Source organism: Sphingomonas arabinosi, assembly GCF_036663715.1.
Classification (GTDB): Bacteria; Pseudomonadota; Alphaproteobacteria; order Sphingomonadales; family Sphingomonadaceae; genus Sphingomonas.
The window spans coordinates 33,972-49,103 of record NZ_JAXOJN010000012.1 but is presented as its reverse complement, the minus strand read 5'-3'; the positions used below and the strand labels follow the sequence as shown (position 1 = coordinate 49,103).

Annotated in this window: 25 protein-coding genes; 11 read left to right on the top strand and 14 right to left on the bottom strand. The window is 64.1% G+C overall.

Going from position 1 to position 15,132, the window contains the following annotated elements; translation table 11 throughout:
• The first annotated feature begins 52 nt into the window (after window positions 1–52).
• The 5 genes from cobA (at window position 53) to U1708_RS16650 (ending at window position 4,148) form a co-directional block, all read left to right on the top strand.
• Window positions 53–844: a uroporphyrinogen-III C-methyltransferase gene (cobA, locus tag U1708_RS16670; RefSeq protein WP_307084499.1), complete on the top strand. Its 792-nt coding sequence runs from the start codon at window positions 53–55 to the stop codon at window positions 842–844.
• Window positions 841–1,137, top strand: coding sequence for a DUF2849 domain-containing protein (locus U1708_RS16665; protein WP_332747047.1), 297 nt, complete (start codon window positions 841–843; stop codon window positions 1,135–1,137). The genes cobA and U1708_RS16665 overlap by 4 nt, the downstream gene beginning before the upstream one ends.
• Before the next feature lie 201 nt (window positions 1,138–1,338).
• Window positions 1,339–2,970 (top strand): nitrite/sulfite reductase, encoded by a 1,632-nt coding sequence (locus U1708_RS16660; RefSeq protein ID WP_332747046.1) that lies wholly within the window; start codon window positions 1,339–1,341, stop codon window positions 2,968–2,970.
• Complete coding sequence (locus U1708_RS16655; RefSeq protein ID WP_332747045.1) at window positions 2,963–3,403, top strand: DUF934 domain-containing protein; 441 nt, start codon at window positions 2,963–2,965, stop codon at window positions 3,401–3,403. The genes U1708_RS16660 and U1708_RS16655 overlap by 8 nt, the downstream gene beginning before the upstream one ends.
• Window positions 3,396–4,148, top strand: a complete 753-nt coding sequence (locus tag U1708_RS16650; RefSeq protein WP_332747044.1) for a phosphoadenylyl-sulfate reductase — start codon at window positions 3,396–3,398, stop codon at window positions 4,146–4,148. Before U1708_RS16655 ends, U1708_RS16650 begins: the two co-directional genes overlap by 8 nt.
• A 166-nt stretch (window positions 4,149–4,314) precedes the next feature.
• Here U1708_RS16650 and U1708_RS16645 read toward each other — a convergent pair whose 3' ends face one another.
• Window positions 4,315–5,805 (bottom strand): replicative DNA helicase, encoded by a 1,491-nt coding sequence (locus U1708_RS16645; protein WP_056050676.1) that lies wholly within the window; start codon window positions 5,803–5,805, stop codon window positions 4,315–4,317.
• 259 nt (window positions 5,806–6,064) lie between these two features.
• Between U1708_RS16645 and U1708_RS16640 the strand changes: the two genes are divergently transcribed.
• From U1708_RS16640 to cdd, 3 genes are read left to right on the top strand one after another with little or no spacing between them, the layout of a single operon-like run.
• Complete coding sequence (locus U1708_RS16640; protein WP_332747043.1) at window positions 6,065–6,547, top strand: UPF0262 family protein; 483 nt, start codon at window positions 6,065–6,067, stop codon at window positions 6,545–6,547.
• Window positions 6,548–6,554: 7 nt separating this feature from the next.
• Window positions 6,555–7,232: a glycoside hydrolase family 25 protein gene (locus U1708_RS16635; RefSeq protein ID WP_332747042.1), complete on the top strand. Its 678-nt coding sequence runs from the start codon at window positions 6,555–6,557 to the stop codon at window positions 7,230–7,232.
• The gene (gene cdd, locus U1708_RS16630; protein ID WP_332747041.1) at window positions 7,229–7,678 is read left to right on the top strand and encodes a cytidine deaminase; all 450 of its coding nucleotides are present in this window, start codon (window positions 7,229–7,231) and stop codon (window positions 7,676–7,678) included. Before U1708_RS16635 ends, cdd begins: the two co-directional genes overlap by 4 nt.
• Here the strand turns inward: cdd and U1708_RS16625 are convergent.
• The 11 genes from U1708_RS16625 to U1708_RS16575 form a co-directional block, all read right to left on the bottom strand.
• Window positions 7,675–7,959: a hypothetical protein gene (locus tag U1708_RS16625; RefSeq protein ID WP_332747040.1), complete on the bottom strand. Its 285-nt coding sequence runs from the start codon at window positions 7,957–7,959 to the stop codon at window positions 7,675–7,677. The genes cdd and U1708_RS16625 overlap by 4 nt on opposite strands.
• Window positions 7,938–8,378, bottom strand: coding sequence for an HPP family protein (locus U1708_RS16620; RefSeq protein ID WP_332747038.1), 441 nt, complete (start codon window positions 8,376–8,378; stop codon window positions 7,938–7,940). The genes U1708_RS16625 and U1708_RS16620 overlap by 22 nt, the downstream gene beginning before the upstream one ends.
• A gap of 75 nt (window positions 8,379–8,453) precedes the next feature.
• Window positions 8,454–8,948: a CheR family methyltransferase gene (locus U1708_RS16615; RefSeq protein WP_332747036.1), complete on the bottom strand. Its 495-nt coding sequence runs from the start codon at window positions 8,946–8,948 to the stop codon at window positions 8,454–8,456.
• A gap of 85 nt (window positions 8,949–9,033) precedes the next feature.
• Complete coding sequence (locus tag U1708_RS16610; RefSeq protein WP_503676849.1) at window positions 9,034–9,414, bottom strand: chemotaxis protein CheB; 381 nt, start codon at window positions 9,412–9,414, stop codon at window positions 9,034–9,036.
• The gene (locus U1708_RS16605) at window positions 9,363–9,527 is read right to left on the bottom strand and encodes a hypothetical protein (RefSeq protein WP_332747033.1); all 165 of its coding nucleotides are present in this window, start codon (window positions 9,525–9,527) and stop codon (window positions 9,363–9,365) included. Before U1708_RS16605 ends, U1708_RS16610 begins: the two co-directional genes overlap by 52 nt.
• A complete protein-coding gene (locus U1708_RS16600) occupies window positions 9,505–9,864 on the bottom strand; it encodes a hypothetical protein (protein ID WP_332747031.1) in 360 nt (119 codons plus the stop codon). Before U1708_RS16600 ends, U1708_RS16605 begins: the two co-directional genes overlap by 23 nt.
• Window positions 9,865–9,878: 14 nt before the next feature.
• Window positions 9,879–10,064, bottom strand: a complete 186-nt coding sequence (locus U1708_RS16595; protein WP_332747029.1) for a hypothetical protein — start codon at window positions 10,062–10,064, stop codon at window positions 9,879–9,881.
• A complete protein-coding gene (locus U1708_RS16590; RefSeq protein WP_332747028.1) occupies window positions 10,061–10,741 on the bottom strand; it encodes a chemotaxis protein CheW in 681 nt (226 codons plus the stop codon). The genes U1708_RS16595 and U1708_RS16590 overlap by 4 nt, the downstream gene beginning before the upstream one ends.
• Window positions 10,742–10,838: 97 nt before the next feature.
• Window positions 10,839–11,078, bottom strand: a complete 240-nt coding sequence (locus tag U1708_RS16585) for an ATP-binding protein (protein ID WP_332747027.1) — start codon at window positions 11,076–11,078, stop codon at window positions 10,839–10,841.
• Window positions 11,079–11,118: 40 nt separating this feature from the next.
• Window positions 11,119–11,556: a hypothetical protein gene (locus tag U1708_RS16580; RefSeq protein WP_332747025.1), complete on the bottom strand. Its 438-nt coding sequence runs from the start codon at window positions 11,554–11,556 to the stop codon at window positions 11,119–11,121.
• Complete coding sequence (locus U1708_RS16575; RefSeq protein ID WP_332747148.1) at window positions 11,478–11,666, bottom strand: hypothetical protein; 189 nt, start codon at window positions 11,664–11,666, stop codon at window positions 11,478–11,480. The genes U1708_RS16580 and U1708_RS16575 overlap by 79 nt, the downstream gene beginning before the upstream one ends.
• Here U1708_RS16575 and U1708_RS16570 point away from each other — a divergent pair.
• A complete protein-coding gene (locus tag U1708_RS16570) occupies window positions 11,610–11,837 on the top strand; it encodes a hypothetical protein (protein ID WP_332747024.1) in 228 nt (75 codons plus the stop codon). The genes U1708_RS16575 and U1708_RS16570 overlap by 57 nt on opposite strands.
• Before the next feature lie 38 nt (window positions 11,838–11,875).
• On the opposite strand, the gene U1708_RS16565 is transcribed toward U1708_RS16570, so the two are convergent.
• Both U1708_RS16565 and U1708_RS16560 read right to left on the bottom strand, forming a co-directional pair.
• Window positions 11,876–12,520 carry a histidine phosphotransferase family protein gene (locus U1708_RS16565; protein WP_332747023.1) on the bottom strand — a complete coding sequence of 215 codons (645 nt, stop codon included), beginning with the start codon at window positions 12,518–12,520 and terminating at the stop codon, window positions 11,876–11,878.
• A 271-nt stretch (window positions 12,521–12,791) separates the two neighbouring features.
• Window positions 12,792–13,184 carry a M67 family metallopeptidase gene (locus U1708_RS16560; protein WP_332747021.1) on the bottom strand — a complete coding sequence of 131 codons (393 nt, stop codon included), beginning with the start codon at window positions 13,182–13,184 and terminating at the stop codon, window positions 12,792–12,794.
• A gap of 17 nt (window positions 13,185–13,201) precedes the next feature.
• Between U1708_RS16560 and U1708_RS16555 the strand changes: the two genes are divergently transcribed.
• Both U1708_RS16555 and rpoH read left to right on the top strand, forming a co-directional pair.
• Window positions 13,202–14,149: an RluA family pseudouridine synthase gene (locus U1708_RS16555; RefSeq protein ID WP_332747019.1), complete on the top strand. Its 948-nt coding sequence runs from the start codon at window positions 13,202–13,204 to the stop codon at window positions 14,147–14,149.
• 78 nt (window positions 14,150–14,227) lie between these two features.
• Complete coding sequence (gene rpoH, locus U1708_RS16550; RefSeq protein WP_056048373.1) at window positions 14,228–15,130, top strand: RNA polymerase sigma factor RpoH; 903 nt, start codon at window positions 14,228–14,230, stop codon at window positions 15,128–15,130.
• The last annotated feature ends 2 nt before the right edge of the window (window positions 15,131–15,132 follow it).

The window sequence follows — 15,132 nt, the reverse complement described above, 5'->3', positions numbered from 1 at the left end:
CCAAAGCATCATTCGGTTGCAGCACAGCGCCCATCCGCCCATCTCCGGTCGCATGGCAAGCCTCCTAGACCCTACCGCCCGCGGACGCGTCATCCTCGTCGGGGCGGGCCCGGGCGATCCCGGTCTCCTGACCGTCCGCGCGGTCGAGGCGCTGAAGACCGCCGACGTCGTCGTGCACGACGGACTGATCGACCCACGCGTGCTCGACATCGCGCCGCCGTCCGCACAGCGCATCTCGGTCGCCAAGCAGCGCGCGCGCCACACGCTGCCGCAGGAGGCGATCAACGCGCTGATCATCGCGCATGTGAAGACCGGCGCGATCGTCATCCGCCTCAAGGGCGGCGACCCGTTCGTGTTCGGTCGCGGCGGCGAAGAAGTCGAGGCGGTCCGTGCCGCCGGCCTCCCCGTCGAGGTCATCCCCGGCGTCTCGGCAGCACTTGGTTGCGCCGCCGAAGCGATGCTGCCGCTCACCCACCGCGATCATTCCAGCGCGGTCAGCTTCGTCGCAGGCCAGTGCAAGGGGCTCAGCGACCAGAACTGGGCCGGACTTGCTGGCCAAGGCCGCACGCTCGTCATTTACATGGGCATCGCGTCGGCTACCGACATTGCCGATAAGCTGATGGCCGATGGTGTCGCGCCCGACATGCCGGTTGCCGTGCTTGAGCGCGGCACGTTGCAAGGCAGCCGGGCGATCCGCACGCTACTCGCCGACCTCGGTGCGATGGTGACTCGCGAGGCCGTCAAAAGCCCCGCGATCATCGTCGTCGGCGAAGTCGTCGAACTGTCGGACGCCGAAGACAAACTCGCCCGCTGGGCCCGCGTAGCAGAGGACGCCGCCGCATGAAGCTGTTGACCGGAAACGACCTTCCTACTGGCGATGTCGTGTGGTGGACCGGCAACGGCTGGTCGCGCCACGTCAAGGACGCGGTCGACGTCGGCGTTGCGGGTGAATCCATCCTCCAGGCTGAGGAAGGCGCACGCCGCGTCAACGTGCCCTATTTGATAGAGGCGACGCAAACCGACGAAGGCCCCCGCCCCGCCCACATCAAGGACCGCATCCGCGCTTTAGGCCCGACGATGCGGCCCGACCTGACCCTCAAACCCGCCGACCCGACCGCCGGCAGCTGGGTGATATGATTCACGCGGAGACGCGGAGACGCGGAGGTGTTGCGCTTGCCGCGCAGCGGCCTTCACGCTCGCTAGCCGCTTCAGCTTTGTTGCCCGCAAGCGCGGGTGCTTTCTCCTCCGCGTCTCCGCGTCTCCGCGCGAACAAAATCCTTCTGAATCTCTTCGCGCCATCGCGCCTTCGCGTGAACCAATCCTTCTCCGGAACCCCGCATGTATAAATACGACGAATACGACCAGGCGATCGTCGACCAGCGCGTCGATGAATTTCGCGACCAAGTCCGCCGCCGGCTGTCTGGCGAGCTGACCGAGGATCAGTTCAAGCCGTTGCGGCTGATGAACGGCCTGTACCTCCAGCTGCACGCATACATGCTGCGCGTCGCGGTGCCGTATGGGACGCTCGACGGGCGCCAGATGCGGATGCTCGGCCATATCGCGCGTAAGTACGATCGCGGCTACGGGCACTTCACCACGCGGCAGAACATCCAGTTCAACTGGATCCAGCTCGATCAGACTCCGGACATCCTCCAGGAGCTGGCGACAGTCGAGATGCACGCCATCCAGACCAGCGGCAACTGCATCCGCAACATCAGCTCCGACCAGTTCGCCGGCGCCGCCGCGGACGAGGTCGCCGATCCGCGCCCGTGGGCCGAACTGATCCGCCAATGGTCGACGTTCCACCCCGAATTCACCTACCTACCGCGCAAATTCAAGATCTGCGTGATCGCGGCGGACGAGGATCGGGCGGCGATGCGCCTCCACGACATCGGCATTGGGCTGCACGTTCGCGACGGCGAACTCGGCGCGAAGATCTTCGTCGGCGGCGGCATGGGCCGCACGCCGATGATCAGCCACGAGATCCGCGACTTCGTCCCCGCCGACGACCTGATGAGCTATCTCGAGGCGTGCCTGCGCGTCTACAATCGCTATGGCCGCCGCGACAACATCTACAAGGCGCGGATCAAGATCCTGCTCCACGAGATCGGCCCCGACGAATATCGCCGCCAGGTCGAGGAGGAGTTCGCCGCGGTGAAGGGCTTGGGCCTCGATCCGCCGCGCGCCGAGCTCGAGCGTATCACGAGCCACTTCGGCGCGCCCGATTTCGACCCGAACGCGTCGACCGATATCGACCGCAGCGATCCCGATTTCGCCGTCTGGCTCGACCAGAACGTGAAGGCGCACAAGCAGCCGGGCTATGCGATCGTCAATATCAGCCTGAAGCCGATCGGCGGTATCCCCGGTGACGCGTCGGCGGACCAGATCGACGTCATGGCCGATCTCGGCACGCGCTACAGCTTCGACGAACTGCGCGTCACGCATGCGCAGAACATCGTCCTGCCGCACGTCCGTATCGCCGACCTGCACGCGGTTTGGTCGGCGCTCAACGATGCCGGACTCGCCGAGGCCAATCTCGACCTGATCAGCGACATCATCGCCTGCCCGGGTCTCGACTATTGCAGCCTCGCCAATGCGCGTTCGATCCCGCTCGCGCAGAAAATCGCGACGCGCTTCGGCAGCCTCGATCGCCAGCGTGATCTGGGCGAACTGAAGCTCAAGATCAGCGGCTGCATCAACGCCTGCGGCCACCACCATGCCGGCCACATCGGCATCCTCGGCGTCGACAAGAAGGGCACCGAGAATTACCAGCTCTCGCTCGGCGGCTCGGGTGCGGAGGACGTCAGCCTCGCGAAGATCACCGGGCCCGGTTTCTCGGAGGACGGCGTGGTCGACGCGATCGAGCGCGTTACCGACCGCTATCTTCAGGTCCGCGAGACCGGCGAGCGTTTCCTCGACACCTACCGCCGCGTCGGCTTCGAGACGTTCAAGGAGGCGATCTATGGTTGAGTATCCGGACCAGACATTGCTCCGATTCCGCGACGACGAGCCGCATGACGAGCCCGCGGTGACGCTCGATTCGTTCATCGGCCAGAGCAACGCGGCCGCCGTTCGCCTGGAAGCGGGTGACGATGCACGCGCGCTGTTGCCGCAGATCGACCAGCTCGCGCTGATCGAGGTGAGCTTTCCCGGCTACCGCGACGGGCGCGGCTATTCGTCCGCGCGAATCTTGCGTGAGGCGGGGTATACCGGCGAATTGCGGGCGCAGGGCGACGTGCTGGTCGACCAGATTACGCTGATGCGGCGCTGCGGGTTCGACAGCTTCGCACCCCAGGCACCGATCGACATCGACGTGCTGCGTGCGAGCCTGGAGCGGTACGACACGCCGTACCAGAAGGCGGCGGACGGTGCTGTGCCGGTGTGGAAGCTGCGCCATGGGTGAGCCCGCACGCAAGCTTGACATGATCGACGTGACCCCCGCGTTCACGCGCGCCGACGCGATGGCGATGCAGGACCGGTTCGAGGGCGTCTCCGCGCAGGAGATGCTGTTCGAACTGCTGGTCGGCGAGCTGCGCGGTCGGATCGCCGCGGTGTCCTCGTTCGGCGCCGAATCCGCGGTGCTCCTCCACATGATCGCCCAGGTCGACGTCGAAGTCCCCGTTATATTCACCAACACCCAAAAAATGTTCGGCGAAACTCTGGCGTACCGGGACGAACTGGCGGAGAAACTGGGCTTTACGGACCTGCGGGTGTTCCGTCCCGATCCGCGGTTGCTGGCGATCAAGGACAAGACGGGGTTGCGCTGGTCCTACGATCCCGATGGCTGCTGCGACCTGCGCAAGGTCGAGCCGCTACGTCGTGCCCTTGCCCCGTTTGATGCCTGGATTTCGGGGCGAAAGGGATTCCAGTCCGGGACCCGCACCGCGCTGCCGCGGTTCGAGGAGGACGAGGGCCGGTTGAAGATCAACCCGCTCGCCGACTGGGACAAGGCAAAGCTCGACGCCTATTTCGCCGAGCACGAGTTGCCGCGGCATCCGCTCGAAGCGCAAGGGTACCTGTCGATCGGCTGCGCGCCCTGCACCACCAAGGTAGCCCCGGGCGAAGACCCCCGCGCCGGCCGCTGGCGGAGTTTCGACAAGGTCGAATGTGGCATCCACGCCCCGACCGACTATGATCCGATGATTTGAGCACTTTCCCTCGCCCCTACGGGGAGAGGGAGGGAGGAGCCACTTGGCGACGGAAGGGAGAGGGGCGTTGGGACGCAACGTCCCGAGCCGCACTCCCCTCTCCCTTCCCACGGCGAGAGCCGCGGGCCCCTTCCCTCTCCCCAAAGGGGAGAGGGACACAATGACCTCAATACTCCGCGAGATCCGAGAACTTCGTGATCGTGGGGTCGAACTTCATCCGGACCTTGCCCGTTGCGCCATGGCGCTGTTTGGCGATGATCAGTTCTGCCAGACCATACACCCGCTCCATCTCCGCCGCCCACGACGCATGGTCCTCGAAGATCTTCGAGCTATCGCCCTCCGCCGGCCGCTTGGGCTCCTTCGACGCGACGTAATAATCCTCGCGGTAGACGAACCAGACCATGTCCGCGTCTTGCTCGATCGATCCCGACTCGCGCAAATCCGAGAGCATCGGCGTCTTGTCCTCGCGGCTTTCGACCGCACGCGACAGCTGCGACAGCGCCAGCACCGGCACGTTGAGGTCCTTCGCCAGCGTCTTCAGCCCGCGCGAAATCTCGGAGATTTCCTGGACGCGGTTGCCGTCCTTGCTCTTGCCTGAGCCCGACAGGAGCTGAAGATAATCGACCACGACAAGGCCGATCTCGTTGTTGTGCCGACGCTGCAACCGACGGACGCGCGTATGCAGCGCGCCTATCGACAGGCCGCCGGTGTCATCGATGAACAGCGGCAGGTTCTCAAGCTCGGCGGCAGCGGCGGCGAGCTGCGCGAACTCGGTGCGGCTGATCTTGCCCATGCGGAGCGATTCGGAACTGATCTGCGATTGCTCGGCAAGGATACGCGTTGCCAACTGATCCGCGGACATCTCCAGCGAGAAGAACGCGACCTTCGCGCCAACCGAATCCTTGGGCGCGATCCCGTCGGCCATGTCGCGCATCCAGCGCCGCGCGGCGTTGAACGCGATGTTGGTGGCGAGCGAGGTCTTGCCCATGCCCGGACGGCCGGCGAGGATCATGAGATCGCTGTGATGCATGCCGCCGATCTTCGCGTTGATCGAATCGATGCCGGTGGTGACGCCCGACAGGTTGCCGCCCGAGTTCAGCGCGCGCTCGGCCATCTTGACCGCCGCGGTAGTCGCCTGCGCGAACGACTTTACCGTGTTCTCGGAGCCGCCATCCGCCGCGACCTTGAACAGCTCCTCCTCGGCGAGTTCGATCTGCGCGCGCGGATTGACCTCCTCGGAGGTGTCCATCGCGCGATCGACCAGCGTCCGCCCCACCGACACGAGCGCGCGGAGCATCGCGAGGTCGTAGATCTGCTGCGCGAACTGACGAGCGCCGATCAAGCCGGCGCCGCTGCCGGTCAGCCCCGCCAGATACGCCGGTCCGCCGAGCTCGCGCATACCCTCGTCCGCGTCGAACATCGGGCGGAGAGTCACCGGCGTCACCAGCATGTCGTTGCCGCGCAGCGTCTTGATTGCGGCGAAGATCCGACCGTGGACGGGTTCGAAGAAATGCCCCGGTTCGAGCTTGTCGACGAGATCGTCCGCCAAACGGTTGTCGATCATCATCGCGCCGAGCATCGCGGCCTCGGCCTCGACGTTGCGGGGAAGCTGCTGCGGTTCGGGGACAGCGGGAACGGGGAATGCGAGAGTTGCCATACCTCGCACCTACGCGATGCGCGCGCGCGCGTCCAAGCACGCTGCGACGGAATGTGAGGATAAGTCGTCTCCTTCTTCGCCCCTCCCTGGCAGGGAGGGGTTGGGGGTGGGTCGGTTTCCGTATCGCGGAACGGTTGCGGCCAAAGCTGGCCTATCCACCCCCAGCCCCTCCCCTTCAGGGAGGGGAGCGCGCTGCAATGTTGGCTTGGGTGGCGTTCGTATCAGTGACAGGTCGAATGCGCCCCGCTATCGAAAGCGAATGTCAGACCCGCGGATCATCGACGTGCAGCTCGACGAGACCAGTCTCGGCTGGCGCTCGCCCGACGTCGAGCAGGAGCGGCGGATCGCGATTTTCGACCTGATCGAGGGCAATCACTTCGCCCCGCAGCGTCCCTATGCCGACGGCTATGCCGGGCCTTACAAGATCAAGCTCCAGTCGGAAGAAGGACGCCTCGGCATCCATATCCACCGCGAAGACGACACGCATCTCGAGACTTTGGTGCTCGCGCTCGGGCGGTTCCGCCGCCCGATCCGCGATTATTTCGCGATCTGCGACAGCTATTACCAGGCGATCCGGCAATCCTCCCCGGCGCAGATCGAAACGGTGGACATGGCGCGCCGCGGCATCCACAACGAGGCGGCAGAGCTGCTGAAAGAGCGCCTCGACGGCAAGATCGAGGTCGATTTCGACACCGCGCGGCGGCTGTTCACGCTGATCTGCGTCCTCCACATCCGCAACTAGAAGACTCATGGCTCACGGACTTTTTAAATTCGCGGCCGCGCTGGCCGCAACCGGCTTTGTCGGTATCTGCGGCTGGACCGCGGCAACTGGATGGCACCCTGACGTCAAACACTACCCGTTGCAGGGCATCGACCTTGCCGAGAACCCCGGCTCGGTCGAATGGGGCACGGTGCGCGCGAGTGGTGCCGACTTCGCCTATATCGTCGCGACGTCGGGCACCGACCGCCGCGATCCGACATTTGAGGGGAATTGGGCGGCGCTTCCTGAGGCCGGCCTGCGACGCGGTGCGGTCCATGTCTATTCGCTGTGCCAGCGCGCGGACGAGCAGGCGAACGCTTTCAACACCTTCGTGCCGCGTACGTCGGACGCATTGCCGACCGCGGTCGATATCGCGTTCCACGACGACTGCACCGCGCGGCCCGACCGCGCGACGCTGATCGCCGACGTCGCGCAGTTCGTGACGATGGTCGAGACGCACACGAGGCAACCGGTGATGCTGCGGATCAGCAAGGCGGTGGATTCGAAATACACGCTGTCGGACGCCGTCCCGCGGCCACTATGGGCGGTGGAGAATATCCTCAAGCCCGACTACACCGCGCGGCCGTGGCGGATTTGGCGCGCGAGCGATTTCCGCCGCATCGACGGGATCGAGGGACCGGTGAACTGGGACGTGGTGGCATCATGACTGATCAAGCAATCCAACTCGTAGCAGCAGCGCGCGACGCCGCGCGCAACGCCCACGCGCCCTATTCGCGGTTCGCGGTCGGCGCGGCAGTCTTGCTGAACGACGGCAGCGTGATCACCGGCGCCAATTTCGAGAATGCCAGTTACGGCCTGTCGCTGTGCGCTGAAACGGTTGCGATCGCCACTGCAAGCGCTGCGGGACGCCTCTGCGATATCGTCGCGATCGGCGTGATCGGCGGCGCGATGGACGCCGAGGGTCGCGCGACCGGCAGTTCCCCAGTGAGCCCCTGTGGGCGCTGCCGTCAGATCATCAACGAGGCCGCGCAGATGGGTAAGCGCGACCTCCGCGTGCACTGCGGCGCGGCGGAAGGCGATGCGATCCGCACCTATGTCGTATCTGAATTGCTTCCCGACGCGTTCGGCCCCGCCGATCTCGGGATCAGCTAGGACTCGCGTCCGATTGGAACGCCGCCGGTACTGCCTGTCCGGCGATGCCTGGCATGATACTCGACGCGGCCGAACAGCAGATCGAGATCCTGGCGGCTGACGTCGAGCGTCTCGCCGAGATCGGCTAGCGCCTTGTCCAGGTCCTCGGCCTGCAGCGCAGCATCGATCGACGCAGGTGCGATCCCGGCAACACGGTGCGGATAACTGTGCCCGGAGAACCGGTGGAACAGAACTCCGCATAAAGTCAGGATAGCCGAGTTCACCGCGATCGGCACGAGCACGAACGCGAAGCCAGCGTCGAGGACGGCGGGCCGCCAACGACCGCGGTCAGCGCCACAGCGCCAGCAGGCGGATGAAGCGAGCGGGTCAGCGACATCACGAGGATCGCCGCGCCGACCGCGAGCGGTGCTGCGAGTTCGGGCGCCGGTACGAGCATCCTTACGGCAACACCCATGAGCGCGGAGGCCGTGTTTCCGCCGATCACCGGCCAAGGCTGTGCAAGCGGGCTTGCCGGGGTCGCAAACCCAAGCACCGCCGCCGCTCCCATCGGTGCCGCAATCAGTAGGAATGCGCCGTGAGGGTGAACGAACGCTGCACTGATTGCGCTGGTTAGGCCGATGCCGAGCAGCGCCCCCAGACACGCCAGGAGGCGATCCTTGAGGTTTGCTCCCGCGAGAATGGGATCGAAGAATTTGCGCATGCGGGACACCTGTGAATGATGCCTCGCCCTTATGGCCAGATCGTCGGCAAGTCACGGCGACCATGTCCGACCGGGTCAGGCTTGAACGACCTTTTTGTAAAATCCTCGGAACCACATGCTGGGCGCAAACACGTAAGTCTGGCCAATAACGGTTTGACCGACCCCCATCACCAATATGCCTTCAGGCCTCATAGCCTTCGCGATTTTCGGAAACACCGCGCTCTTCGTGTCGGCGGACGAGTACAGCAGCACGTTGCGGCACAGGACGATGTCGAACTGTCCGGACGGTGGCGGATCGGATACCAGGTTCATCCGGCGGAATGCGATCATTCCGAGGAGTTCGGGTTTGGCGATCCAGTCGCCTCCGGTCGTGTCGGACCAGCGGATCATGCGACGTACCGGCAGACCGCGCTGGATCTCGAACTGCGAGAACCGGCCGGACCGCGCGCGCGCAATTGCGGCGTCGGATACGTCCGTGGCGACGATCTCCGGCATTAAGGCACCACGGGTCTCGCGCCGGCGCCATGAGCTATATGCGGCGATCTGTTGATCGGTGCGCGCCTCAAGCAAGGCGTTCAGGATGTCTATCGTCGTCTGCGATGCCGCAAGTGATGGAGCAATGCCCTACATCATGGCCGACGCGGTTGCGACCAGTCTACCGATCGCGCTCTGGGCCAACACCGCGTCTGCGATGCCCAAGGAGGCGATCGCCCTCGGCATACCCACACCACCGAGCTTTGCCGATCCTGCACGACGACGTGGCCGCCACTTTCGTGCACGCGCCGCGCACCCTCCCCGCGCCGTCGGGCCCCATTCCGCTCAGTACGACCGCGAGCAGGCGTGGACCGTACACGTCGGCGAACGAGGCCATCATTGGGTCGACCGACGGCATGCAGCCGCTTGCCACCGCCTCGTGTGCGAGAAGGAACGCCGCGCCGCCTTCGGACAGTTTCACGGCTTTCAGATGCGCATCGCCCGGCGCGATTATAATCCGACCCGGGCGAGACTCCGCATCCGATCGACCGCCACATCGCAAGGACGCTTGGCGAGCAAAGCGATCTGTATCGCGAAATACGGCATGAACGATTCCTGTAGATGCTGTGTGATGACGATCGGCAGGCGGAACTCAGCGGGCAGTTCGCGGAACACCTGGCTCAGCGGATGCCGCCGGTCGAGGCACCGACCGCGACGATGTCATAGTCTTCGCTCGTCGACACGAGCGCCCCAAAGTCACTACCGGCGCACGCGTGTCGCGCAACGGCGTATCTTCCATCGCCAGCGCAACCGCAGCGGTCTCTCCCTTGACGAGCGCAGTGACGCATCGGTAGCCGGATGCTTCCAGCGCGAGCTTGAGGAGCGTCTCCATCCAGCCCGAACCGTCGACCTGCAACAGGCATATCGTCTGCGATGCGATCGTCACCGGCTGACCCGAAAACAGCGCGTGAGGATCAACCAACTCGACCTGTTCGCCCGCGATCAACACCACGCTCGCGATCGGACCTACGCCACGGGCAGGCGCAATATTGGCATATCGGCGGGCAGCTCGACGATCTCGATCGCCTCGGCGATCGCATAGGCCATCTTGCTATCCCCGTCGGTCAACCGGAGCACCGCGACGTCGCGCCGCGTGCCCAGATCGCCGATAGCGTATAACGGAATGATCGCTTCACCGACCAACAGCCTCATCGCGCCTGCAGACCAGCAGATCGCATCGATTGAAACGGGCTCGATACGGTCAATGACGGCAGGGCGATCGCGCAGCGTTGTCCATCGAGATCATCGAACAACAGCACAGGAACGCCTGCCACAGCCGCTTCGGCCACCGATGCGTCGATTGCTGCGATCCGGGCAAAGCGAGGGCCGGCGATCGCGGCTATGCCAGAGGCATCGAGCACCAGCATCGGCAGCCCGTTGTCCGGCAAGGTCAGTCCCGGATAGACAGCGGCCGCCATCACCGCCGGCGACGCGGTGTTTACGACCAGTTCCTTGGTATCCAGAACAGTATCGACGCCGAGCGCGTAATTTCCCTCGCGAGTCGATACGATGACCAACGTGGGCGGCGCAGCGGTGCCAAGGGAGGAAAGCGTTGCCAGCCAGACGAGCGGAATCCGACGCCCCCGCACCATCGCGGTCACCGCATCACCGATCTTGTTGAGTCGCACCTGATGGCCACGGACCATGACGATCCCCTCGATCGCCTGACGCGGCAGAGCAAAGCGTTGCGAGCCGACGCCGACGATAATCGTCGACAGGATCGAGAGGGTCAGCGGTACATGAATGACGATCCGCAAACCTCGCCCGGGATCGTTTGCCAGCACGACACGGCCGCCGATCTGCTTGATATTGGCGCGTACCACGTCCATGCCTACGTCACGGCCCGACGTTGCCGTAACCGCATCGCGGCTCGACAGGCCGGGAGCGAAGATCAATTCAAGTCGCGAAGCCTCGTTCATTGCGCGGCTAGTTCGGCCTGACTATGCAGTCCTCTTGGGTAGCCCTCGCGACGATCCGAGCGACGTCTATGCCCCGCCCATCATCGCTGATCTCGATGAGTATCTGGTTGCCCAATTGACGCGCAGAAACGACCAAACGGCCGGTTTCCGGCTTTCCCGCCGCGCGACGTGCCGCCGGGGTCTCGATGCCGTGATCGATCGAGTTGCGAATTATATGGACGAGTGGATCGCGCCTCAGTTCGATCATCTCGCGGTCCAGCTCGACATCGGCCCCTCGATCACGAGGTTCACCGCCTTGCACAGCTCCGCGCTGGTATCGCGTACCATCCGCGGCAGTACAGAGAACGGCGCCTCGACGTTTTGCATCCGAGTTCGCGCACGGTATCGTGCATGTCCGCGACGGTCAACGACAACCGCTCGAGTGCTGCCTCGACCTTTGGATCGATGTCGCCGTCGCGGAGACCGCGGGCCAGCTCGTTTCGGGCCAACACCATGTCCGATATGCCGCTCATCATGTGATCGGGCAGATCGACGTTCAGTCGGACGCTGTGGCTAGTGCTGCGTTCAACGGGTATGGCAGCAACGGACGCCGCGGGTAGCGAACCGGGCGCAAGCGCGGCGATCAACAGGTCCTCGCCCGCCTCGTCTAGAGGAATGCCCGCATCGAACCCATCGACGATCGCGGCGATCCGATCGACGATCCCGGGTACCGCGTTGACAAGCAAAGTGTTGGGAACACGTTGCCGTCGCGGACCGCAACGAGCACGTCTTCGGCCGCATGGCTCATTCGGGCGAGCCGTGGGAGATCAAGGAAGCCGCAACTTCCTTTAACGATATGGACGAAGCGACAGATCGCGTCGAGGCGCGCGCGCGATTGGCAGGATCGGTTTCCCTTGCGACGATTTCTCCGGAGATCCCCTCCAGCGTTCCACGCGTCTCGGCGGTCAATTCCTCTAACAGATCGTCCATGCCAGCCCGGCGTTCCGAACCTGTAATGCAGGGATGAGGTTAAGGGTGGGTTATCCCTGCTGCGGCTGCGATCACTTACCGCGCGTCGAACACCGCGCCGAAGATCATGATGCCGTCGGCAGGTTCCGATACAATCACCGTACCGCCCGCATCCTTGACGAGCGTGTTAATCATGTAGGCGGCAGCCGCGCGCGGAGTGACGTCGTGTACGCCCTCGCCCTCAACCAGGGTCCGGCGGATTTCCGGGTCCAGCACGATCCGACCACCTTCGATCTTCACGACGATCTCAAGCTGGCCATCATTCTCCTCGCCGCCCACTTCCATCGTGCCGCCACGTACCAGCGATTCGGTCGCGATCAGTGCAAGGTTCAGCAGGACCTTCACTGCCGATTTGGGCATTGCCGGTGTCTCGACGCCCCAGACAAAATTGATCCGCTTATTCTCAGCAACGAGGCCTTCGATCGCGTTGCGTGCCTCGTGCGTGTCGACATGTTCGCCGAACCCGCCGGCAGCGCCGAATGCCAGGCGGAAGAATTTCAGCTTACTCGCGGACGCGCGCGCGCTGTCGGCTAGCAATTCCATGACCCGCTCGCGCATCACCGGATCGGTCTCGTCGGCGAGCAGTTCCAGCCCATTGTTGAGCGCACCGACCGGTGACATCAGGTCATGGCACAGGCGCGAACAGAGCAGGCTCGCGAAGTCGACCGGGCTGACCGTCATGAAATTCCCCTAATTCTGGAGGGCCTTGTGGCGGGGGTGCGGCAAGTGCGCAATGCCAACTTTTGAGGTTCGAGTGACTTATGGGTCGGGTCGACAACGCTATTTCTGCCATACCTGCACGGAAAGGGGTGAGGATACTTCTTCGCCCATCCCTGGAAGGGAGGGTTGGGGATGGGTCGGTTTCCGGATGTTTAATGCGTCGTGGATTAAACCGGCCGATCCACCCCGGCTCCTCTCTTTCAGGGAGGGGGGAAAGAGAATGGCGTTCCCCTCAGATGTGCTCGATTGTCTGTTCGACGAACACGCCGACCTCCACCGATCGCCACACTCGCGCGATGCCACCGCCGAGGATCAACCAAACCGCCCCATCACCCATTGCCTGCGCCGCATCGCGTGGTGACGGGACAGGAAGACCGGACGGATGCGAATGATAATGCCCGATCACGGGGACGCCCCCTCCCCGCGCCCGCCGATGAGCGGCGAACAACGCCCTTGGATCGATCTCGAACGCCCGCGCCGGGTTCGCCGCGACGTTCGCACAAGCCTCCGCCGTGTCGATCCGCTCAGCCGCCCCGAACAGCAGTCCACAAATCTCCGCGTCAGGCGACGCTTCCGCCGCTGCGACCAACCGCTGCACCAATTCGCTTGAAATCGTCACGCTCATCGCCACATCGGTAGGACATGGACCGGGGGGTTTCCATCGTCGAAGCATCGATTACGCCAGCCATCGATGGCTGGAGGCTCGATCGTGCGCTCGCCGAAGTGCTGCCAGACATGTCGCGCGAGCGGTTGAAAGCTTTGATTGCCGCGGGGCACGTGACGCTAAACGGTCGTGAATGGCGTGACTCGGCGAAGAAGACCGCCGCGGGACAGGTGTTCGCCGTCGCGATCCCGCCGCCGACGCCGTTACATAACGAAGCGCAGGATATTCCGCTCGTCGTCGCCTATGAGGACGACGATCTGATCGTGATCGACAAGCCCGCGGGCCTCGTCGTCCATCCCGCCGCGGGCAATTTCGACGGCACGCTGGTCAACGCGCTGCTTCACCACTGTGCCGGCAATCTGTCGGGCATCGGCGGCGTCGCGCGGCCGGGAATCGTCCACCGCATCGACAAGGACACGTCGGGGCTGATGATTGCCGCAAAGACCGACCGCGCGCACGAAAGCCTGGCGAAGCAGTTCCACGACCACAGTATCGACCGGCGCTACACGGCCATCGTTGGTGGCATCCCGCGCCCGCCGAGCGGCACGGTCAATGCGCCACTCGCTCGGAGCCCGCAGAACCGCAAGAAGATCGCGATCGTCGAGGGCGGCAAGCGGGCGGTGACGCATTTCTCCACGATCGAGACGCTCCGCGATGCCGCGCTGATCGAGTGCAGGCTAGAGACCGGGCGCACGCATCAGGTGCGCGTGCACATGGCGTCGATCGGCCATGCCTTGTTGGGAGACCCGGTCTATGGTAGAACAAAACAAGCTCAGAAGTCGCTGCTCGAAACGCTCGGTTTCCGCCGGCAGGCCTTGCACGCGGCGCATCTGGGGTTCATCCATCCGGTGAAAAGCGTCGCTTTGGCGTTCGAAAGCGAAATGCCCGCAGACATGCAGGAACTGTTCACCCAACTTCACGTATAGATAATCGACACCATGCCGCAACGCGGCAACCGGGGGCCGCAGTGCGGCAATCGGGGTCAGCAGAAAGGGATTACGACCATGGCAGCCCGCTCCAACGTTCCAGCGACGATACCTGCGCTCGGCAGCGAGGCGGGTCTCAATCGCTATCTCGCCGAGATCAAGAAGTTCCCGCTGCTGAAACCTGAGCAGGAATACATGCTCGCGAAGCGCTTTCAGGAGCATGGCGATACCGAGGCTGCGGCGCAGTTGGTGACCTCGCATCTCCGCCTCGTGGCAAAGATTGCGATGGGCTATCGCGGCTATGGCCTGCCGACGTCGGAGCTGATCTCCGAGGGCAATATCGGCCTTATGCAGGGCGTGAAGAAGTTCGAGCCCGAGCGCGGTTTCCGTCTTGCCACCTATGCGATGTGGTGGATCCGCGCGTCGATCCAGGAATATATCCTGCGCTCGTGGAGCCTCGTGAAGATGGGCACCACCGCGGCGCAGAAGAAACTGTTCTTCAACCTGCGCCGGATGAAGAGCCGTCTCGACGCGTTCGAGGACGGCGATCTGCGTCCGGAGCACGTCACCAAGATCGCGACCGACCTAGGTGTCGCCGAGACCGACGTGGTCAGCATGAACCGTCGCATGGCGATGGGCGGCGACACGTCGCTCAACGTGCCGATGCGTGAGGATGGGGAGGGCCAGTGGCAGGATTGGCTGCAGGACGATGCACCGTTGCAGGACAAGATCGTCGCCGATGCGCAGGAGGCGGATGTTCGCCACTCGATGCTCGTGTCGGCGATGGACGATTTAAACGAGCGCGAGCAGCATATTCTTACCGAGCGCCGTTTGACCGACGATCCCAAGACGCTCGAAGAACTGTCACAGGTCTACGGCGTGTCACGCGAGCGCGTACGCCAAATTGAGGTCCGCGCGTTCGAGAAGCTGCAAAAAGCGATGATGCGCATCGCGGGCGAGAAGCGCCTGCTGGCGGCTTAGTT